The organism is Streptomyces sp. NRRL F-6676 (assembly GCF_000725625.1).
Lineage (GTDB): Bacteria > Actinomycetota > Actinomycetes > Streptomycetales > Streptomycetaceae > Streptomyces.
Genome location: NZ_JOHS01000001.1, coordinates 224,516 through 243,576 on the forward strand (window position 1 = coordinate 224,516; position 19,061 = coordinate 243,576).

Sequence of the window (19,061 nt, forward strand, 5' to 3'; positions counted from 1 at the left end):
GTCCCCGGCCCGGTTCAGCCGAGCAGCGCGGCCGCCAGCCGGCGCCACTCGGCGCGCGGCAGGGCGGCGAGCGGGTCCTCGGTGACGACCTGGAGCGCGAGGTGGTCCGCGCCGGCCGCGAAGAACTCCTCCGCCTTGCCGACGACCGCCTCCTCGTCGCCGAGCGCGAACACCGCGTCCACCAGCCGGTCGCTGCCGCCGTCCCGCACGTCGTCCTCGGTGAAGCCCGAACGCAGCAGATTGCCGGTGTAGTTGGGCAGCGCCAGATAGCGCCCGAGATACGCGCGGGCGGTGGCGCGGGCGCGGCCGGGGTCCGTGTCCAGGACGACCTTCAGCTCCGGTGCGAGGAGCGGCCCGGGGCCGAGCGCCGCGCGGGCGGACGCCGTGTGCCCGGCGGTGACGAGGTACGGGTGCGCGCCGGCGGCCCGGTCGCGGGCCAGCTCCAGCATCCGCGGGCCCAGCGCCGCCAGTACCCGCCCGTCCGCCGGCACCGGCTCGGCGGCGTCGTCCAGCGCGGTCAGGTAGTCCCGCATCGCGGAGTACGGGCGCGCGTACCGCGGGGCGAGCGCGCTGTGGCTCACGCCGAGCCCGAGCAGGAAACGCCCGGGGTGCGCGCGCTCGACCTCCGCGCGTTGCGCGGCCACGTCCGCCGCCTCGTGCTGCCAGATGCTCAGGATGCCGGTCGCCACGGTGATGCGGCGCGTCGCCCCGAGGACCCGTGCCGCGTACCCGACGGACGGGTTCCCGCCCAGCCAGAGCGTGCCGAAGCCGAGCGCGTCGAGTTCGGCGGCGGCCTCGTCGTAGGCGGCGGTGTACGCCTGGCCGTCGCCGCCGAGCGCACTGCTCCAGGCGCCGCTCCACACGCCGATCCTGCCGGTACGGTCACGCTGTGCCATGGAGGTTCTCCTTGTCGGTGTCCCGGTCGGGGAGGCGGCACCCGCCCCTCCTCCCTCCGCAACCTCCGTGTCCCCCGATTTGTGCCGGCGACGCCGGAGGTGCGCGCCCGCGCGGGGGCCCTCAGGCTGGGTACCGGGGAGCCGGGGGGCCGACACCGAGGGAACGGAGCAGGGCCATGGCCAAGAGCCGGGACCAGGGCAAGAAGCTGAAGAAGGGCGACAAGGTCGCCTGGAAGAGCCACGGCAGCGAGGCCGAGGGCACGGTGGAGAAGAAGATCACCGAACGCACCGAGGCGGCCGGACGCACGGTCGACGCCTCCTCCGACGATCCGCAGTACCAGGTGCGCAGCGAGAAGTCCGGCAAGTCCGCGGTGCACAGGCCGTCCGCGCTGAAGACGCCGAAGAAGGAGTGAGCCGGACATGGACGACAAGGAGCGCGAGGCGAGCCGCGAGGAGTTCCACGAGCTGGTGAACATGAAGCCGGCCGAGTTGGAGAAGTGGCTCGCCTCCGAGCCGTCCCGCGGCGCCGGGCAGCACAAGGACGGCGGCGAATCCACCGGCCACGCCTCCGGCCGCCGCATCGTGGACCTCCTCCGTACGAAGAAGGGGGACCTGTCGGACGACGACTACCAGCACATGCGCAAGGTCGTGGGCTACATCCGCCGCCATCTCGCCCAGCGGCCCGACGGCGACGTGCGCGAGACGCGCTGGCGGTACTCGCTGATGAACTGGGGGCACGACCCTCTGGAGTGACGGTCACGGCTTGGGTACCCGGCGGTATGCGGGCTCGTCGCGGTCACTAGGATCGGAGCCCGAAACAACCGATCGACCGGCAACGGGGTGAGTGCCGTGGGTGCCGGTCGGGGTCGCCGATGCCAGGGACCGCTCCCCGGGCTGCGGTGATCTTCCTGCCTCTGGGAGGACCTTCCGCATGTTCCGACGCATTGGGAACACTGTCGTCCGACATCCTGTCTGGACGATCGTGGCATGGCTGATCGCGGCGGTGGCGATCGTCGCCACCGCGCCGAGCCTGCCATCGAACAGTGACGAGAGCAGCTTTCTGCCCAAGAGCTACGAGTCGATCAAAGCCGCCGACCTCCAGGAGAAGGCGTTCCCCAGCGCCTTCACCCCGTCCGCGATCGCGCTCTACCAGCGCACCGACGGCGGCAAGCTGACCGCCGCCGACACGAAGGACGTCGCCCGCATCACCAAGGAGCTGGGCGCGAAGCACATCGACCAGGTGCAGAAGGTCGTCCCCGGCCAGCCGTCCAAGGACGGCAAATACACCATGACCCTGGTCCAGATGGACAGCAAGAGCGCCGGCCAGCCCAAACAGGCCGACGCCGCCAAGGAGCTCCGCGACTCGGTCAAGTCCCTGACCAAGGGCACCGATCTGGAGGCCAAGCTCGGCGGTTCCGCCGCGCAGGCCCTCGACCAGCAGGAGTCGTCCACCCGGGGCGAGGCGCTGATCGGCATCGGCACCTTCGTGATCATCCTGGTGACGCTGCTGATCATCTTCCGGGCGCCGATCCTGGCCGTGCTGCCGCTGATCCTGATAGGCGTGGTGTCCGCGATCGCCAACGGGCTCATCGCGTACGCCACCAAACTCTTCGATCTCCAGGCCAACAGCTCGATCTCGTCGATCCTCATCGTCGTGCTCTTCGGCGTGGGCACCGACTACTTCCTGTTCCTGATGTTCCGCTACCGAGAACGTCTGCGCGCCGGTGACGAACCCAAGCAGGCCATGGTCAACGCGGTCGCCCGGGTCGGCGAGGCCATCGCCTCGGCGGCGGGGGCGGTCATCATCGCCTTCCTCGCGCTGGTGCTCTCCACGCTGGGCTTCCTCAAGCAGATGGGCCCGGCGCTCGCCATCGCGGTCGCCGTCACCCTGGTCGCCGGCCTGACCCTGATCCCGGCCGTGGTCTCGCTGATCGGACCGAAGGTCTTCTGGCCGTCCAAGTCCTGGCAGACCGAGCCGGAGAACGCCCGCTTCGCCGCGCTCGGGCGCGGAGTGCGCCGCCGGCCCGGGCTGACCGCCGCGGTGTCCGGGCTGATCCTGGTCGCGCTGTCCCTCGGCACGCTCGGGTTCAACGCCACGTTCGACCTGGCCTCGGGCTCCATGCCCAAGGACAAGGAGTCCATGGTCGTCCAGGACGAGATGCAGAAGGCGTACTCGGCCGGCGCCGCCGCGCCCACCGACGTCTACCTCTCCAGCACCGACGGCAAGCCGCTGGACAAGGGCTCCTTCGACGCGTACGCCAAGAAGCTCGGCGCCGTGGACGGCGTCAGCAGCGCCACGATGAGCCAGATCAGCAAGGACGGCGCCACCGCCGACTTCACCGTCACCCTCAAGTACGAGGCCTCCGCGGACAAGGCGATCGACGCCGTCGGCGATGTGCGCGACGTCGCGCACTCCGCCGCGCCCGAGGGCACCGAGGCCCTCGTCGGAGGCATGTCCTCGATCTACAAGGACATCGACACCGCGGTCAACCACGACTACCGCACGGTCTTCCCGGTCGCCGCGCTCCTCATCATGGTGATCCTCGGACTGCTGCTGCGCAGTGTGGTCGCGCCCTGGTACCTGATGGCGTCGGTGGGTCTCGGCTTCGGCGCCACGCTCGGTGCCACCGTGTGGATCTTCCAGAACGGCCAGGGTCACTCGGGGCTGATGTTCATGCTCCCCGTGATCATGTATCTGTTCGTGGTCGCCATCGGCACCGACTACAACATCCTCATGATCGCCCGGCTCCGCGAGGAGGCCCGCGAGGGCCGCGATCCGCGCGAGGCCGCCGGCATGGCACTGCGGCACGCCGGCCCGACCGTGGCCGCGGCCGGCTTCATCCTGGCGGCGACCTTCGCCACGATGATGCTCGCGGGCAACGCGCTGCTCACGGAGATGGGCTTCGCGGTGTCGTTCGGCATCGCGATCGCCGCGTTCGTGATGTCGATGTTCTTCACCCCGAGCCTCACCGCGCTCATCGGCCACGCCGCGTGGTGGCCGGGCCACGGTGACCGGGTCGAGGGCACACCCGACACCACGGCCCCGGCCGTCGACACGGACCGCACCACACCCGCCCCGGACCCGTCGGGACGCGCCCACTGACCCTCCGACCCGCACCGCACCGCCGGCCCGCTCCCTCCCGGAGCGGGCCGGCTTTGCGTCGTACCGCTCGACCGGCAGGTCACGCCGCACCCCGCACCTGGACATCGAGGTGGACGACCTGACCGCCGGCCGAGGGCGCCCGGGGCCCTCAGATCCTGCTCGTCGTCGAGGTGTCGGCGGAGAGGCGCTGGGCGGCGTAGATCGGGAGGACCGACAGCAGGACCAGGACGGCGGCGACCACGTTGACCACGGGGGCCTGTTGGGGGCGGGTCATGTTGTCGTAGATCCACAGGGGCAGCGTCTGCACGCCGGGGCCCGCGGTGAACGTGGTGACCACGATCTCGTCGAAGGAGAGGGCGAAGGCGAGGAGCGCGCCCGCCAGCAACGCCGGGCGCAGCTGCGGGAAGGTGATGTCCAGGAAGGCGCGGAAGGTGTGCGCCCCGAGGTCCATGGCGGCCTCCTCCTGGGAGGCGGTGGTGCGGCGCAGCCGCGCGGCGACGTTGTTGAAGACCACCACGACGCAGAACGTGGCGTGACCGACGACGACGGTGAACAGCCCGAGCCCCACCCCGAGCGGCTCGAGGACCGTCCCGAACGCCGAGTTGAGGGCGATGCCGGTGACGATGCCGGGCAGCGCGATCGGCAGCACGACCACGAAGGACAGGGTGTTCCGGCCGAGGAACCGGTGCCGGGCGACCGCGAGGGCGAGCAGCGTGCCGAGCACCAGCGCGATCGCCGTGGCGCCCAGGCCGGCCTTCACCGACGTCCACAGCGCGTGCACCGCACCGTCGTTGCGGGCGGCCACCGACCACCAGTGGAGCGTCAGCCCGGACGGCGGCCAGCTCGCGCTGCGGTCGGGGTTGAGCGAGTTGACGAGGACCAGCAGCAACGGCACGTAGATCACGGCGAAGCCGATCCCCGCCCCGAGGCGCAGCAGGATCCGCGCGGTACGGCCCAGTCGCATCCGGCGACTCCCCTCCACGGGCGCCCGCGGGCGCGGTGGTCACAGACTGTTCAGCGCACCCGTACGGCGCACCGCGAACAGGTACAGCACGATCACGACGACGGGCACGGTGCCAAGGGCCGCCGCCATGGGCAGGTCCAGATCGATGTGGGAGTACACGACATTGCCGATCAGCTGCGTCTTGCCGCCGACGATTCCCACGGTGATGTAGTCACCGAGGCTGAGCGAGAAGGTGAACACCGACCCGGCGGCCACCGACGGCAGCACCATCGGCAGCACCACCGAACGGAACGTGCGCCAGGACCGCGCCCCGAGGTCGGCCGAGGCCTCCAGCAGACTGTCGGGCAGCTGGGCCAGCGCGGTGTGGATCGGGAGGATCATGTACGGCAGCCACAGATACGTCAGGGTGAGGACGACCGCGGGCAGCCCGTACCCGGGCCCGTGCGGGCCGAACGGCCGGAGCAGCCAGTCGGCGAGCCCGTCCCGGGACAGGATCAGCCGCCAGGCGTACGCCTTGACCAGGTAACTCGCCCACAGCGGGGTGAGGATGGCGACCACCAGGAAGGGCCGCCACCGGGGCCGGGCGACCCGCGCGGTGTAGAACGCGAGCGGAAAGGCGAGCACCGCGCACAGCACGGTGACCGCGAGCGCCACCCCGATGCTGCGCAGCACCACCTGGCGGTAGACGGGCTCGGTGAACAGCTCGCGGAAGTTGTCCGTCGACCACACCTTCACCACCTCGGAGGTGAAGGTGTCGGTGGTCCAGAACGCGGAGACGAACAGCACGGCCAGCGAGCCCAGATACAGCACGGCCAGCCACAGCAGCGGAGCGGTCAGCAGCAGGCCGAGGCGGAGCCGGGGCCTGCGGTGCAGCGCCCCGGCCAGCCACCGGACCGGGCCCGGGCCGGGCCGCCGGGCGGCCCGCGGCATGGTGGTCATCTCAGCCCTTGATCTCGGTCCAGGCCCGCACCCACTTCGCGTACGGCACGCACTTCACGTCCGTACGGCCGTCCAGGCACTGCTCGATGGGCGTGTTCCAGAAGGCGACGCGCTTCCAGTAGCCCTCGTCGTCGGCGTGGTAGGTCGCGCAGAAGTCCTTGTCACTGGTCCGCGCGCATGCCTTGGAGTTGGCCGGCGCCTCGCCGAAGTACTCGGCGACCTGGGCGTTGACCTTCGGCGAGACGATCCAGTCGAGCCACTTGTAGGCGCAGTTGGGGTGCTTCGCCTTCGCCGAGACCATCCAGGTGTCCGACCACCCGGTGGAACCCTCCTTCGGCACGGCCGCCTTGACGGGCGCGCCCTCGTCGGCGGCGAGATTGGCGATGACCTGCCAGGTGGTGCCGATGACGGAGTCACCGCTCTTGAAGGCGGAGACCTCCTTGAGGTAGTCGCTCCAGTACTCGCCGATGTCGGCGTTCTGCCGCTTCAGCAGACCGACGGCCGCTTCGAACTGCCTCTGGTCCAGGGCGTAGGGGTTCTCGATGCCCAACTCCGGCTTCGTGGCCTTGAGATACAGAGCGGCGTCGGCGAGGTAGATGGGGGAGTCGTAGGCGGTGACACGGCCCTTGTACCGGGCGGCGTCGTCGAAGACGGCCGACCAGGAGGTGGGCGCGGGCTTCACCCTCTCGGTGTTGTACATCAGCAGATTGGCGCCCCGGCCGTGCGGGATGCCGTACATCTGCCCGCCGACGGAGTTCCAGGCGCCGTTCTTGAGTCCGGCGAAGACGTCCCTGTAGTTCGGTACGAGGCCGGTGTTGACGGGCGCCGCGTCACCGGAGGCGATCAGCCGCAGGGAGGCGTCGCCCGAGGCGGAGACGGCGTCGTACTCGCCCGTCTTCATCAGCTTGACCATCTCGTCGGAACTGGCGGCCGTCCGCGCGTGCACCTGGCAGCCGGTGCGCTTCTCGAAGCCGCTGACCCAGTCGGCCTTCGGGTCGTTGGAGCCGTCCTCGACATAGCCGGCCCAGGCGATGAGGTTCACCTCGCCCTCGGTCTTCCCCAGCGAGGCGAGGGGCTTGAGGTCGGGCGGATCGAAGCCGGCCGAGGAGCCGCCGCCGGAACCGGAGTCGGCGGAGCCGCAGGCGGTCGCGGCGAGGAGCAGGACGGCGGCGGAGGTGACCTGGAGGGTACGGGCGAGGTGCACGACGGTCTCCTGGGTGGGGGAGGGAGGTGCGGGTCAGCCGGTGGAGCGGGTGGGGCCGGTGGTGGGATCGGCGGGAGTGGTGGACGGTACGGGGACGCAGTGACCGCGGTGCCACTGGAGACGGACCCGGGTGCCGAGCGTGGCGTCGACGTCCGCCGAGGAGGTCTCCAGGTTCTGCCGCAGCGCGGTGAGACGGCCGCCGCCGTCCAGGTCGACGACGAACCGTGTCGCGTCCCCGAGATAGACGGCCTCGGCGACGGTGCCGGTCACGGAGGCATGCTCCGGGAGGCCGGGGTCCTCGCCCTCCTTGGACAGGCGGATCTTCTCCGGGCGGATGCTGTACGTGCCCGCGGCGCCCACGATCCGCCGCGCGCCCTCGCCCGTGAGCATGTTGGAGGTGCCGACGAAGGACGCCACGAACGGGGTCGCGGGCCGCTCGTACACGTCGGCCGGGCTGCCCACCTGCAACAGCCGCCCCCGGTCGAGGACGGCGACACGGTCGCTCATCGTCAGTGCCTCGCCCTGGTCGTGGGTGACGCACACGAAGGTGATGCCGACCTCGCGCTGCAACGCCTTGAGTTCGCCCCGCATCGTCTCGCGCAGCTTGAGATCGAGGGCGCCGAGCGGTTCGTCCAGGAGCAGCACCCGCGGCCGGCCGACGAGGGCGCGGGCGAGCGCGACGCGCTGGCGCTGACCGCCGGACAGCTGCGCGGGGCGCCGCCGTCCGTGGTCCGCGAGGCGGACCGCGGCGAGCGCCTCCCCGGTGCGGCGCACCCGCTCGGCGCGGGGCACCTTGCGCACCCTGAGCCCGTAGGCGACGTTCTGCTCCACCGTCATGTGCGGGAACAGGGCGTAGTCCTGGAAGACGGTGTGCACCTCGCGGGCGAAGGGCGCCAGGTCGGTGACGTCCCGCCCGGCGAGCTCGATCCGGCCGCCGTCGGGCCGCTCGAACCCCGCGATCAGCCGCAGCAGGGTGGTCTTGCCCGAACCGGAGGGCCCGAGCAGGGAGAAGAACTCGCCGTCCCTGATCTCCAGGTCGACACCGGCCACCGCGGCCGTGTGCCCGAAGGACTTCCGTACCTCCCGCAGCCGGATCGCATTCCCCTCCATGGTCCGCAGCCCTTCCAGGCGCCCGCTGGGTCGAGTCGTGAGGATAGGAACGCCCGGTTCGTGCGGCAAGACCCCCGTGTGCTCCCCGTGTGACGATCGTGTGCCGGTGTCCGGTCCCATCGTGCCGGTGTGCGGCCGGAGTTGGCGGAGGGACGAGAGGGGTGCCGGGGCGGCGGTCTCCTGGAGGGGGGTGGCCCGCCGGCACCCGGCGCGGCCGGCCGCGCCGTGGGACGTGCCGTGCCGCGGTCGGCGGCGCCGCGACTAGGCGGGCTGCTTCTCCTCCGCGGGCTTGTCCGCCTCGGCGGTGACGGCGGTGTAGAAGACGGACGAGCCCTGCTTGGAGCGGTGCGCCTGGTCCTTGGCGACCAGCGCCTCCAGGGTGTTGCGCACGACGGTCGTCTTGACGGCGCGCTCGGGGTGGAGCTGCTCCAGCGCGGAGGCGATCTCGGCCGCGGACCGCGGTTCGCTCTGCCCGGCCAGGTGGTCCCGGACGAGGGTGACGAGCGTGGGCTGGGCGGGCTTGTCCGCCTTCGCGGCGCCGGCCGACTTCGCCGACGTCCTGGTGGCCGACTTGGCGGGCGACTTGGCCGACGCCTTCTTCGCGGTGCTCCTGCGGGCGGCCGGCTTGTCGGTCACCTTCGGCGCAGCCTTCTCGGCGGGCTTCTCCGTCGCCTTCTCGGCAGGCTTCTCCGCCTTCTTGGCGGGCTTGGCGGCGGTCTTCGCGGGCTTGCCCGTCGTCGCGCCCGACTTCTTGCGCGGCGCGGGCACCGGCGCTCCGGGCGTGACCGCGGGCGCGGGCGCCGCGGGCACGGGCGCGGTGGGCGCCACGGGCGCCGGCGCGAGACCGAGCGCCTGACGCAGGCTGACCAGCACCGCGTGGTCCTGCTGAAGTGCCGTCAACTGCTCCTGGAGAGCGGCGATCTCCGCTCCGATGCGTTCCTGTTCCTTGGCGTTGCGCTCGAGGTCGTCGGCGACCTGGGCGGTGTACTGCGAGGTCAACCCGGCCGCCGTGGTGGTGGTTTCGGACATGGATTCCTCCGACTTCCCTGCGGATCCGCACACCGGGGACGTGAGGTGTGCGGGCTGTGCGATGTCACATGCCGCTGCGTTGCGAGCCGGTGCGCCCTGGGCAGCACCGATGACCGCTGCACAGCAGTGTGGCAGTGATACTACGGAAGTGGGATGTGTGGCGCGCTTTTCCCCATGTCCGAGAACAGCCCGCACACATGTCCGGGCAGGTGCACCGGCGTGTGTGCGGGCTGTGAGCGGGTCCGTGTGAGGGGTGGGACGGGTGTCCCGGGCGGTCGGTGGGAGGTGGGTGGAAGGTCAGTTCTCCCGCGGCGGCTTGGCCGCGACGTCCAGGTAGAAGGAGTCGATGCTGCGCACGGCCTCCTCGAACTCCGCGAGGTTCACCGGCTTGGTGACATACGCGTTGGCGTGCTGGCGGTACGCACCCGCCACGTCGTCCGGCGCCGAGGAGGTGGTGAGCACCACGATGGGGATGGTGCGCAGCTCCGGGTCCTCCTTGACGATGGCCAGGAACTCGCGGCCGTTCATGCGGGGCATGTTCAGGTCGAGGACGATGAGGTCGGGCCGCGGGGTGCCGGGGGCGCGCAGGTGGTCGAGGGCGGCCATGCCGTCCTCGACCTGGGTGAGGTTGCGGGCCCCGCGCTCGGCCAGGGCGTCCTGGATGAGCATGGCGTCGGCGAGGTCGTCCTCGACCAGCAGCACGTCGTGAGGGTGGGTCGAGGCGGACGCGATCATGATGACGAGCTCCGGGTGATGGTGCGGGTGGGGGACTGGGGCATGGCGTTGGTCACAAGGCCCGGCCAGCGGCGGCGCGCGCCCTGGCGGCTCATGTTGGTGGCATCACCGATCTGGGGATAGCCGGCCCCGGCCGCGGCGGCCGCCTGTGCCGCGCCGTACTGGAGATGGTGCACGGCCTGCTCCAGATTGGCCAGCACGTGCAGGCGGGCCAGGGCCCGCGCGCGGGCGACGCCCGCCTCGTCGTCCGGGCCCGGCAGGGGGCGCAGCATCCGGTCGGCGAGGGTGCGGACGAGGGCGTCCGCGGCGTCGGTGACCAGAGCAGAGGTCTCCGCCGGGTTCATGCGGGAGGAGAAGGGGGTGCCGGTCATGGCGCCACTCTAGGCGGCTGCGACGCTGATCGACAACAAGCGTTGTCGTCCGCCCGGTAGAGTTGCCCTGCCGTACATTCGACGCGGCGTTCGAGTGGCGGTGTTCGAATGAGGGAGCAGTCAGGCGTGAGGGACAAGCAGGCGGCGGACGCCGGTGTGAGGCTGTCCGGCTGGACGACCCGGCGCTGGCTGCGGGTCGGGGTCGGCGTCACCCTGGCGGTACTGGCCGTCCTCGGCGGGCTCGGCGCGTGGAGCATGTCCCGCGCCTCGCAGCTCACCACCCAGGTCGTGGACACCAGCTCCCCGGCGCTCATCGACGCGGTGCGGCTGGAGGCGGCCCTGGTCAACCAGGAGACCGGCATCCGCGGTTACGGCCTCTCCGGCCAGCGGGACTTCCTCGACCCCTACCACCAGGGGGTCACCGACGAGAAGGACGCCCTGCGCCGGCTCCGCCCGCTGATCAAGGGCGACGAACTGGCCGGCAAGGACCTCGCCGAGGTCGAGAAGCTGGCCGGGCAGTGGCAGCGCCGCATCGCCCGCCCGGTGGCCGCCTCACCCGCCGGCGCCGCGGTGCCGCTGGCCACGGAGCGGGCGGACGAGGGCAAGACCACCTTCGACTCCCTGCGGCGTGCGCTGGACCGGCAGCAGACCCATCTGCGGGACACCCGCGCGGCCGCGAGCGCGGACCTCAGCCGCGCGGTCACCCTGCGCAACTGGGTGTTCGGCGTGATCGCCCTGAGCATCCTGGTCGTCGCCGCACTGATCTTCGAGGGGCTGCGCCGGGGGGTGACCACCCCGCTGACCCGGATCGCCGCCTCGGCCCGTGAGGTCGCCCGCGGCCGCTTCGACCGGCCGATCACGGCGGAGGGCCCCGCCGATCTGCGCCGGCTCGGCACGGACGTCGAGGAGATGCGCCGCCGCCTGGTGGACGAACTCGCCCTCGCCGAGCGCTCCCGGCAGCAGCTCGACGAGCAGGCGGCCGACCTCCGGCGTTCCAACGCCGAACTCGAACAGTTCGCCTACGTCGCCTCGCACGACCTCCAGGAGCCCCTGCGCAAGGTCTCCAGCTTCACCCAGCTCCTCCAGCGGCGCTACGGCGAGCAACTGGACGAGCGCGCCGACCAGTACATCGCCTTCGCCGTCGACGGCGCCAACCGCATGCAGGTGCTCATCAACGACCTGCTGGCCTTCTCCCGCGTGGGCCGGGTGCACAACGAGAGCCGCGAGGTCGACCTGGACGCGCTCGTCGAGCGCACCATCGGCACTCTCAGCATGGCCGCCGAGGAGACCGGCGCGGAGATCACCCACGACGAGCTGCCCACCGTGGTCGGCGACACCACCCAGCTCGGCATGCTCTGGCAGAACCTCCTCTCCAACGCCCTGAAGTTCCGCGAGCCCGAGCGTCCCCCGCGCATCCACATCGAGGCCCGCCAGGAGGGCGACATGTGGCACTTCGCCGTGCGTGACAACGGCATCGGTATCGCCCCCGAGTTCCGCGAGAAGGTCTTCGTCATCTTCCAGCGGCTGCACACCAAGGACGCCTACCCCGGCACCGGGATCGGCCTGGCCATGTGCAAGAAGGTCGTCGAGTTCCACGGTGGCACCATCGGCATCGACCCCGAGTACAGCCCCGGTACCCGGGTCTTCTTCACCCTTCCCGTCCTGCGTGCCGTTCCCCCGGCCACGACCGAGGAGCCGACCGCGTGACTCCCCTCCCACCCGGTGTCCGGGACACCGGCGATCTGCGCATTCTGCTGGTCGAGGACGACGCGGGCGACGCGCTGCTGGTCGAGGAACTGCTCTTCGACACCGATCTCGGCCACACCCTCGTGCAGTGCCGCACCATCGCCGAGGCGCGCGCCGAACTCACCGCCCGCCCGGCCGACTGCGTCCTGCTCGACCTGCACCTGCCCGACGTGTCCGGACTCGAGACCATCGACGCGGTCCGTGACACCGGCACCCAGGCGGCCGTCATCGTGCTGACCGGCCTGGCCGAGTCGCACGCCGGGGTCGAGGCCCTGGCCGCGGGGGCGCAGGACTACCTCGTCAAGGGCAAGGTGGACCCCGAGCTGTTGCAGCGCGCGGTCCGGTACGCCGTCCAGCGCAAGCAGTCCGAGCTCGCCGGGGTCGCCCTGCACGAGGGCCGGCTGCGCGCCCAGGAGAACGCGCGCCTGGAGCGGGGCCTGCTGCCCCTGCCGCTGCTCACCTCGTCCCGGGTGACCACCACGACCCGGTACTTCCCCGGCCGGGAACAGGCCCTGCTCGGCGGTGACTTCCTCGACGTCGTCCAGACCGAGGACGGACTCGTGCACGCCGTCGTCGGTGACGTCAGCGGCCACGGCCCCGACGCGGCGGCCCTCGGCGTCTGCCTGCGCATCGCCTGGCGCGCGCTGACCCTCGGCGGCCACCGCGGGCACGGACTGCTGCACCTGCTGGAACAGATCCACCTCGCCGAACGCGCCCACCACGACCTGTTCACCACCTGCACGCTCATCACCGCCGACCTGACCGCGGGCACCGCCACCATCCACCTGGCCGGGCACCACGAGCCCCTGCTCCTCGACCGGGACGGCCCCCAGGTGGTGAAGGCCGCCCACGGCCTCGCCCTGGGCATCCTGCCCGGCACCGAGCACTGGCCCGCCACCACCGTCGCCCTGCCGCCCACCGGAGCCCTGCTCGTCTACACCGACGGCCTCATCGAGGGGTACGCGGACGGCGGCACCGGCGAGGACGGCGCGGCCCCGGGCAGCGGGGGCGGCGCGGGCGGGGCCGAACGGCTGGGCACCGAGGGGCTGCTGCGCATCCTCGCCCGGACCGCCGCGGACGACCCCGGCACCCATCTGGACCGCCTGATCAGCACCGTGCGGAGGCTCAACGCCGACCGGCACACCGACGACATCGCCGTCCTCCGCCTGGACTGGTCCACACCGGGACAGACCGGCTGAACGGCGCGGCCGGGCGGCCGAGTTGAACGACGCGACCGATCCGACGGCGGAAAAGATTCCACGTCGCGAGGGTTGCCCCGGCGCTCAACTCATCAGTTAAATCAAGACGTGAACTAAGCGGACAGGGCGGCGTTCGCTCCTCTTCGGCGTGCCCGTTCGCGCTGCTGACCCCACGTACCCCACCGCAGGGAACCAGATGAGACTCAGAGTCCTGGGTGTCGTGCTCGCCGCTGCGGCGGCGCTCGTCACCCTCCCCGCGCACGCGTCGGCCGCCGCGGCCGACACCCCTCTCTCCCAGGGCAGAACGGCCACCTCCTCCTCCGACGAGACCGGCGCCACCACGGCAGGCAAGGCCGTCGACGGCGACATCGGCACCCGCTGGTCCTCCGCCGCCACCGACGACCAGTGGCTCCGGGTCGACCTCGGCGCCACCGCCTCCGTCAGCAAGGTCGTCCTCAACTGGGAGGCCGCCTACGGCAAGGACTACAAGGTCCAGATCTCCGCCGACGGCAGCTCCTGGAACGACCTGAAGTCCGTCACCGGCGGCGACGGCGGCACCGACACCCTCGACGTCTCCGGACAGGGCCGCTACGTCCGGATGCTCGGCGTCCACCGCGCCACCCCATGGGGCTACTCCCTCTACGAGTTCCAGGTCTTCGGCACCAGCGGCGGCACCTCGGCCGGCTGCGACACGGCCGACGCCGCCAAGGGCCGGCCCGCCTCCGCCTCCTCCACCGAGAACGCCGGCACCCCCGCCTCCGCCGCCTTCGACGGCGACACCGGCACCCGCTGGGCCAGCCAGTTCGCCGACCCGCAGTGGGTCCAGGTCGACCTCGGCTCGGTCCGCGACCTGTGCAAGGTGGACCTCAACTGGGAGGCCGCCTACGGCAAGGACTTCCAGATCCAGGCCTCCGACAACGGCACGACCTGGAACACCCTGCGCAGCGTCACCGGTGCCACCGGCGGCCAGGCCTCCTACGACGTCAGCGGCTCGGGCCGCTACGTCCGCATCAACGGCACGGCCCGCGGCACCGCCTACGGCTACTCGCTGTGGGAGGTCGCGGTCCACACCGGCACCACCGGCACCCCGCCCGTCGAGGGCGGCGGCGACCTCGGGCCGAACGTGATCGTCGTCGACCCCTCCACGCAGAACCTGCAACAGAAGTTCGACCAGGTCTTCGCGCAGCAGGAGACCGCCCAGTTCGGCTCCGGCCGCTACCAGTTCCTGCTCAAGCCGGGCACGTACAACGGCATCAACGCCCAACTCGGCTTCTACACCTCGATCTCCGGTCTCGGCCTCAACCCCGACGACACGCAGATCAACGGTGACGTCACGGTCGATGCCGGCTGGTTCAACGGCAACGCCACCCAGAACTTCTGGCGTTCGGCGGAGAACTTCGCCATCACGCCGTCCAACGGCACCGACCGCTGGGCCGTCGCCCAGGCGGCACCCTTCCGTCGCATCCACGTCAAGGGCGGCCTCAACCTGGCCCCCAACGGCTACGGCTGGGCCTCCGGCGGCTACATCGCCGACTCCAAGATCGACGGCACCGTCGGCCCGTACTCCCAGCAGCAGTGGTACACCCGCGACAGCTCGGTGGGCGGCTGGACCAACGGCGTGTGGAACATGACGTTCACCGGTGTCCAGGGCGCCCCGGCGACCAACTTCGACAGCGGCCCGTACACCACGCTCGACACCACCCCCGTCTCGCGTGAGAAGCCCTTCCTCTACCAGGACGGCGGCGCCTACAAGGTGTTCGTGCCTGCCAAGCGCACAGGCGCACGGGGCGTGTCCTGGCCGGCCAACGCCGGCACCTCGCTCCCGCTCGACCGCTTCTACGTGGTCAAGCCCGGCGCCACCGCCGCCACCATCAACCAGGCCCTCGACCAGGGCCTCAACCTGCTGTTCACCCCGGGGGTCTACCACCTCGACCAGACCCTGAACGTCACCCGCGCCGACACCGTCGTCCTCGGCCTCGGCTACGCCACGCTCGTTCCCGACCACGGGGTCGACGCGATGCACGTGGCGGACGTCGACGGCGTGCGGCTGGCCGGCTTCCTCATCGACGCCGGAGCCACCAACTCCGACACACTGCTCCAGATCGGCCCGGCCGGCTCGAGCGCGGACCACGCCGCGAACCCGACCACCATGCAGGACGTGTTCGTCCGCATCGGCGGCGCGGGACCCGGCCTGGCCACCAACTCGGTCGTCGTCAACAGCGACGACGTCGTCATCGACCACACCTGGCTGTGGCGCGCGGACCACGGCGACGGCGTCGGCTGGGACACCAACCGAGCCGACTACGGTCTGCGCGTCAACGGCGACGACGTTCTCGCCACGGGCCTCTTCGTGGAGCACTTCAACAAGTACGACGTGCTCTGGAGCGGTGAGCGGGGGCGCACGATCTTCTTCCAGAACGAGAAGGCGTACGACGTCCCGAACGCCGCCGCCGTCACCCACGACGGCATCGTCGGCTACGCGGCCTACAAGGTCGCCGACTCCGTCACCCAGCACGAGGCGTGGGGCCTGGGCAGCTACTGCAACTTCACGTCCGATCCGTCGATCGTCCAGCACCACGGCTTCCAGGTGCCCGTCACCGCGGGCGTGAAGCTGCACGACATCCAGGTGATCTCCCTGGGCGGCAAGGGCCAGTACGCCCATGTCGTCAACGACACGGGATCGCCCACGTCGGGAACGGACACGATTCCCTCCAAGGTCACGTCGTTCCCGTGACCTTGGCCGGGAGGGGATGAGTGCGCCCCTCCACGGCAGGTGCCCCGGGCGGAGCCGACTTCGCCCGGGGCACCTGCGTGTGCCTCAGCCCGTGACCTCCGTCGACCTGCCCAGGTAGGTGAGCGGGCCCGGGTCCGGGACCGGGATGACGTGGAAGCCGAGGCGGTCGTAGAAGGCGCGGGCCGGGGTGTTGGCGGTGACCATGCCGAGGTGCACCGCCGGGACGTCGCGGTGGTGCAGTGCGGTCAGGAAGGTGTGCATCAACCGGCGTCCCCAGCCGCGTCGTTGCCAGGCGGGGAGCAGGTCGATGTGCAGATGGGCCGGGTAGTCGCCGAGGTCGGGCAGGATCATCCGTTCGGGCGTGTGGAGCAGGGCCACCATGTGCTCGGTGGGCGTGGTGGGTGAGCCCTGGGGCCTCGGATAGCGGTCGGCGACCAGTGGCAGCCAGCGGTCGCGGAAGTCGGTCACGAACCGCTCGGTGTCCGCGGTGCCCACGACGTAGCCGCCGACCCGGCCGTGTCCGTCGTCGAGGACGAAGGCGAGCTCCGGGTCGAAGTGGCAGTACGGGTGGGCGAACAGGGTCGGCATCAGCGCGAGGTCGGGGTACAGGTGCCGCGAGTCGCCGCCGTTGTCGGCCGTGCGCACGCACACGTCGGCGACTCCGTCGCGGTCCGAACGGCGGTAGGGGCGCACCCTTGGCAGTGGGTCCATATGCCGTAGTCTCCTGCATATGGGAGCGCTCCCACAAGGGCGGTGCCCGCCCCTGCCGGCCGCCGGCGGGCGTGCGCCGGACGGAGACCGCCGACGTGGTGCGTGCCGACGTGGAACGGCCGGGGCCGTCCCGCCGGGCAGATGGACCAGCGCGAACTCGCCCGGCGTCCGGACCAGTGCCATGTCGCCCCGCGTCACCGCGACGGCGTCGCCGCCGGGCCTGCGCCGCAGCTCCCGCACCATGTGCGCGGACAGCTCGATCCCGGCGACGTCCAACCGCGTTCCCGCAGCGGCAGCGCCACCCGCCCGGTCCCGATCGCGAACTCCAGAACCGGGCCGCCCTCGGCGCGTTCGGCCAGGAAGGCGACCGTCGGCTCCAGGACCTCGGGGGCGGACATGAAGGCGGACGACTCGTCGCAGGACCGTGCCACCCGCTCGCCCCACGGCTCGGGTTCGCCGCTCGCGCGGGTGTCGTGCTCCTCGTCCCGTCCCACGGCAGGACAGGCGGACAGCCGGGCGGCTGCCTTCGCCGGCGCATTACGTTCCGCCCGGCACCGTCCGTTCAGGCGCGGGCGCCGCCGTCGACGCGCAGGACCGTGCCGGTCACGTACGAGGCGCGGTCGCTGAGCAGCCAGGCGGCGGCCTGGGCGATCTCCTCCGGGTCCGCCGCGCGCCCCAGCGGGTGGTGCGCCGTCAGCCGGTCCTGGAGGCCCGGCGAGTGCGTCTCCCAGGTGCGGATCATCTCGGTGAGCGTATTGCCGGGAGCGATGGCGTTGATCCGTATGCCCTCGGGCCCGTACGTCACGGCCGCCGACTCCGTGAGGCTGTTCACCGCCCGCTTCATCGCCCCGTACGCGGGCAGCTCGGGGTTGGCCATGAGGCTGCCGACGCTGGAGTTGTTGACCAGCGCGCCCACCTTCGCGGTGGCCCGGATCGCGGCGACCTCGGCGGCCATGGCGAGCCAGACCCCCTTGAGGTTGACGGTGTAGACATGGTCGAAGTCGGCCTCGCTCATCCGGTCCAGCGGGCCCGGCGGCACGAAGGTCGCGCCGTTGTTGAAGGCGACGTCGAGCCGGCCGTACAGCTCCACGGCACGGTCGACGGCGGCGCGCACGCTCGCCCCGTCGGCCAGGTCGCACACCATGTACGCGGCGGTTCCGCCCGCCGCCCCGATCTCCTCCGTCACCGCTTTCAGCTGCGCCTCCGTACGGGCGGCCAGCAGCACCTCGGCGCCCTCGCGGGCGAACAGCCGGGCCGCCGCGGCGCCGATGCCCCGCCCGGCGCCGGTCACGAAGGCGACCTTGCCGGCCAGCAGCCCGGAGCCCGGTGTGTCGTTCCCGCGGTCGGTCGTGTTGTTGCTCTTGTCGTCCATGGCAGCGAGCCTGCGCCCGGCCCCGGGGCTCAGCCAGGCACCAGCGGTACCTGGATGACGTGCCGGGACCCGCGCACACTGGGGGAGTGGACCGACGAGAACTGGGCGAGTTCCTGCGCAGCAGACGCGCGCGCATCACCCCCGCCGACGTGGGCCTGCCCGCCGGGCGGCGGCGCCGCACCCCGGGGCTGCGCCGCGAGGAGGCCGCGCAGCTGGCGTACATCTCGACCGAGTACTACACGCGGCTCGAACAGGCCCGCGCCCCCCGCCCGTCACGGGAGGTGCTGGCCGGACTGGCCCGCGCCCTGCGCCTGGACGACGCCGAGCGCGCCCACCTCCACCACCTCGCCGGCGCCTCACCGAGCCCGCCGCCCGGGCCCTGCCGCGAGGTGCGGCAGAGCATCCTGGAGCTGCTGAACCGGCTGCCGGGCACCGCCGCCCACGTGGTCTCCGCGACGTACGAGGTGCTCGCCTGGAACCCGCTCGCGGCCGCCCTGATGGAGGACTTCTCGGCCCTGCCGCCCAAGGAGCGCAACCTGCTGCGCAAGGTCTTCCTCGGCCCCCAGGGCCCGGGGGAGCGGCTGTACGGCGTGTCCGATGCCGACACCTTCGCCCGCTGCTCGGCCCAGCAACTGCGCGCCACCGCCGCCCGCTACCCGGACGACCCGGAGGTGCGGGAGCTCGTCGCCGAACTGCGCGCGGGCAGTGAGGAGTTCGCCAGGCTGTGGGACTCGCACGACGTACGGACGCAGCGCAGCCTGCGCAAGACGTTCCCGCACACGGTGGTCGGCCCGGTCACCGTCGACTGCGACGTCCTCGACGTCACCGACCGGGACCAGCGGGTCGTGCTGTACACCGCGCCGCCCGGGTCCCGCTCGGAGGAGGCCCTGCGGCTGCTGTCGGTCGTGGGCACCCAGAACCTGGACGTGAGCGAGGCGTAGGGGCTCC

At 71.7% G+C, this 19,061-nt stretch carries 18 protein-coding genes; 7 read left to right on the forward strand and 11 right to left on the reverse strand.

What is annotated here, in order from left to right; genetic code table 11:
• Positions 1 to 14: 14 nt before the first annotated feature.
• Positions 15 to 896: an LLM class F420-dependent oxidoreductase gene (locus tag IO29_RS00930; protein ID WP_030378225.1), complete on the reverse strand. Its 882-nt coding sequence runs from the start codon at positions 894 to 896 to the stop codon at positions 15 to 17.
• 176 nt (positions 897 to 1,072) lie between these two features.
• On the opposite strand from IO29_RS00930, the gene IO29_RS00935 reads away from it, so the two are divergent.
• From IO29_RS00935 to IO29_RS00945, 3 genes are all read left to right on the forward strand, one after another.
• Positions 1,073 to 1,309, forward strand: coding sequence for a hypervirulence associated TUDOR domain-containing protein (locus IO29_RS00935; RefSeq protein ID WP_030378226.1), 237 nt, complete (start codon positions 1,073 to 1,075; stop codon positions 1,307 to 1,309).
• A gap of 7 nt (positions 1,310 to 1,316) precedes the next feature.
• Positions 1,317 to 1,649 (forward strand): DUF3140 domain-containing protein, encoded by a 333-nt coding sequence (locus tag IO29_RS00940; RefSeq protein WP_030378227.1) that lies wholly within the window; start codon positions 1,317 to 1,319, stop codon positions 1,647 to 1,649.
• 178 nt (positions 1,650 to 1,827) lie between these two features.
• Positions 1,828 to 3,999 carry an MMPL family transporter gene (locus IO29_RS00945; RefSeq protein WP_030378228.1) on the forward strand — a complete coding sequence of 724 codons (2,172 nt, stop codon included), beginning with the start codon at positions 1,828 to 1,830 and terminating at the stop codon, positions 3,997 to 3,999.
• A 148-nt stretch (positions 4,000 to 4,147) separates the two neighbouring features.
• Here IO29_RS00945 and IO29_RS00950 read toward each other — a convergent pair whose 3' ends face one another.
• The 7 genes from IO29_RS00950 to IO29_RS35415 all read right to left on the reverse strand — a co-directional run bounded on the left by IO29_RS00950 (position 4,148) and on the right by IO29_RS35415 (position 10,351).
• Positions 4,148 to 4,963 (reverse strand): ABC transporter permease, encoded by an 816-nt coding sequence (locus tag IO29_RS00950; protein WP_030378229.1) that lies wholly within the window; start codon positions 4,961 to 4,963, stop codon positions 4,148 to 4,150.
• Positions 4,964 to 5,002: 39 nt separating this feature from the next.
• A complete protein-coding gene (locus tag IO29_RS00955) occupies positions 5,003 to 5,902 on the reverse strand; it encodes an ABC transporter permease (RefSeq protein WP_030378230.1) in 900 nt (299 codons plus the stop codon).
• Position 5,903: 1 nt separating this feature from the next.
• Positions 5,904 to 7,106: an ABC transporter substrate-binding protein gene (locus IO29_RS00960; protein ID WP_030378231.1), complete on the reverse strand. Its 1,203-nt coding sequence runs from the start codon at positions 7,104 to 7,106 to the stop codon at positions 5,904 to 5,906.
• Positions 7,107 to 7,139: 33 nt separating this feature from the next.
• Positions 7,140 to 8,216, reverse strand: coding sequence for an ABC transporter ATP-binding protein (locus tag IO29_RS00965; RefSeq protein ID WP_030378232.1), 1,077 nt, complete (start codon positions 8,214 to 8,216; stop codon positions 7,140 to 7,142).
• 261 nt (positions 8,217 to 8,477) lie between these two features.
• Entirely contained in the window at positions 8,478 to 9,245 is a 768-nt protein-coding gene (locus IO29_RS00970; protein WP_030378233.1) for a hypothetical protein, read from the reverse strand.
• A 297-nt stretch (positions 9,246 to 9,542) separates the two neighbouring features.
• Positions 9,543 to 9,980, reverse strand: coding sequence for a response regulator (locus IO29_RS00975; RefSeq protein ID WP_030378234.1), 438 nt, complete (start codon positions 9,978 to 9,980; stop codon positions 9,543 to 9,545).
• A complete protein-coding gene (locus IO29_RS35415) occupies positions 9,977 to 10,351 on the reverse strand; it encodes a hypothetical protein (RefSeq protein WP_051707094.1) in 375 nt (124 codons plus the stop codon). The genes IO29_RS00975 and IO29_RS35415 overlap by 4 nt, the downstream gene beginning before the upstream one ends.
• Before the next feature lie 108 nt (positions 10,352 to 10,459).
• Here IO29_RS35415 and IO29_RS00985 point away from each other — a divergent pair, with 108 nt between their 5' ends.
• From IO29_RS00985 to IO29_RS00995, 3 genes are all read left to right on the forward strand, one after another.
• Positions 10,460 to 12,058 carry a sensor histidine kinase gene (locus tag IO29_RS00985; RefSeq protein ID WP_051707096.1) on the forward strand — a complete coding sequence of 533 codons (1,599 nt, stop codon included), beginning with the start codon at positions 10,460 to 10,462 and terminating at the stop codon, positions 12,056 to 12,058.
• Positions 12,055 to 13,296 carry a PP2C family protein-serine/threonine phosphatase gene (locus tag IO29_RS00990; protein ID WP_030378237.1) on the forward strand — a complete coding sequence of 414 codons (1,242 nt, stop codon included), beginning with the start codon at positions 12,055 to 12,057 and terminating at the stop codon, positions 13,294 to 13,296. The genes IO29_RS00985 and IO29_RS00990 overlap by 4 nt, the downstream gene beginning before the upstream one ends.
• Before the next feature lie 196 nt (positions 13,297 to 13,492).
• Positions 13,493 to 16,030 carry a discoidin domain-containing protein gene (locus tag IO29_RS00995; protein WP_030378238.1) on the forward strand — a complete coding sequence of 846 codons (2,538 nt, stop codon included), beginning with the start codon at positions 13,493 to 13,495 and terminating at the stop codon, positions 16,028 to 16,030.
• 84 nt (positions 16,031 to 16,114) lie between these two features.
• Here the strand turns inward: IO29_RS00995 and IO29_RS01000 are convergent, their stop codons facing one another.
• The 3 genes from IO29_RS01000 to IO29_RS01010 form a co-directional block, all read right to left on the reverse strand.
• Complete coding sequence (locus IO29_RS01000; protein WP_030378245.1) at positions 16,115 to 16,741, reverse strand: GNAT family N-acetyltransferase; 627 nt, start codon at positions 16,739 to 16,741, stop codon at positions 16,115 to 16,117.
• Positions 16,742 to 16,935: 194 nt separating this feature from the next.
• On the reverse strand, positions 16,936 to 17,235 hold the full coding sequence (locus tag IO29_RS01005; protein ID WP_051707098.1) for a hypothetical protein: 300 nt from the start codon (positions 17,233 to 17,235) through the stop codon (positions 16,936 to 16,938).
• A 68-nt stretch (positions 17,236 to 17,303) separates the two neighbouring features.
• The gene (locus IO29_RS01010) at positions 17,304 to 18,113 is read right to left on the reverse strand and encodes an SDR family NAD(P)-dependent oxidoreductase (protein ID WP_030378239.1); all 810 of its coding nucleotides are present in this window, start codon (positions 18,111 to 18,113) and stop codon (positions 17,304 to 17,306) included.
• 86 nt (positions 18,114 to 18,199) lie between these two features.
• Between IO29_RS01010 and IO29_RS01015 the strand changes: the two genes are divergently transcribed.
• Positions 18,200 to 19,054: a helix-turn-helix transcriptional regulator gene (locus IO29_RS01015; RefSeq protein WP_030378240.1), complete on the forward strand. Its 855-nt coding sequence runs from the start codon at positions 18,200 to 18,202 to the stop codon at positions 19,052 to 19,054.
• The last annotated feature ends 7 nt before the right edge of the window (positions 19,055 to 19,061 follow it).

Coding starts and splice junctions, on each gene's coding strand:
- IO29_RS00965 (WP_030378232.1), bottom strand. CDS start 8,216: ATGGAGGGGAATGCGATCCGGCTGCGGGAGGTACGGAAGTCCTTCGGG.
- IO29_RS01000 (WP_030378245.1), bottom strand. CDS start 16,741: ATGGACCCACTGCCAAGGGTGCGCCCCTACCGCCGTTCGGACCGCGAC.
- IO29_RS00985 (WP_051707096.1), top strand. CDS start 10,460: ATGAGGGAGCAGTCAGGCGTGAGGGACAAGCAGGCGGCGGACGCCGGT.
- IO29_RS01010 (WP_030378239.1), bottom strand. CDS start 18,113: ATGGACGACAAGAGCAACAACACGACCGACCGCGGGAACGACACACCG.
- IO29_RS00970 (WP_030378233.1), bottom strand. CDS start 9,245: ATGTCCGAAACCACCACCACGGCGGCCGGGTTGACCTCGCAGTACACC.
- IO29_RS00955 (WP_030378230.1), bottom strand. CDS start 5,902: ATGACCACCATGCCGCGGGCCGCCCGGCGGCCCGGCCCGGGCCCGGTC.
- IO29_RS00945 (WP_030378228.1), top strand. CDS start 1,828: ATGTTCCGACGCATTGGGAACACTGTCGTCCGACATCCTGTCTGGACG.
- IO29_RS00935 (WP_030378226.1), top strand. CDS start 1,073: ATGGCCAAGAGCCGGGACCAGGGCAAGAAGCTGAAGAAGGGCGACAAG.
- IO29_RS00950 (WP_030378229.1), bottom strand. CDS start 4,963: ATGCGACTGGGCCGTACCGCGCGGATCCTGCTGCGCCTCGGGGCGGGG.
- IO29_RS00995 (WP_030378238.1), top strand. CDS start 13,493: ATGAGACTCAGAGTCCTGGGTGTCGTGCTCGCCGCTGCGGCGGCGCTC.
- IO29_RS35415 (WP_051707094.1), bottom strand. CDS start 10,351: ATGACCGGCACCCCCTTCTCCTCCCGCATGAACCCGGCGGAGACCTCT.
- IO29_RS00975 (WP_030378234.1), bottom strand. CDS start 9,980: ATGATCGCGTCCGCCTCGACCCACCCTCACGACGTGCTGCTGGTCGAG.
- IO29_RS00930 (WP_030378225.1), bottom strand. CDS start 896: ATGGCACAGCGTGACCGTACCGGCAGGATCGGCGTGTGGAGCGGCGCC.
- IO29_RS00940 (WP_030378227.1), top strand. CDS start 1,317: ATGGACGACAAGGAGCGCGAGGCGAGCCGCGAGGAGTTCCACGAGCTG.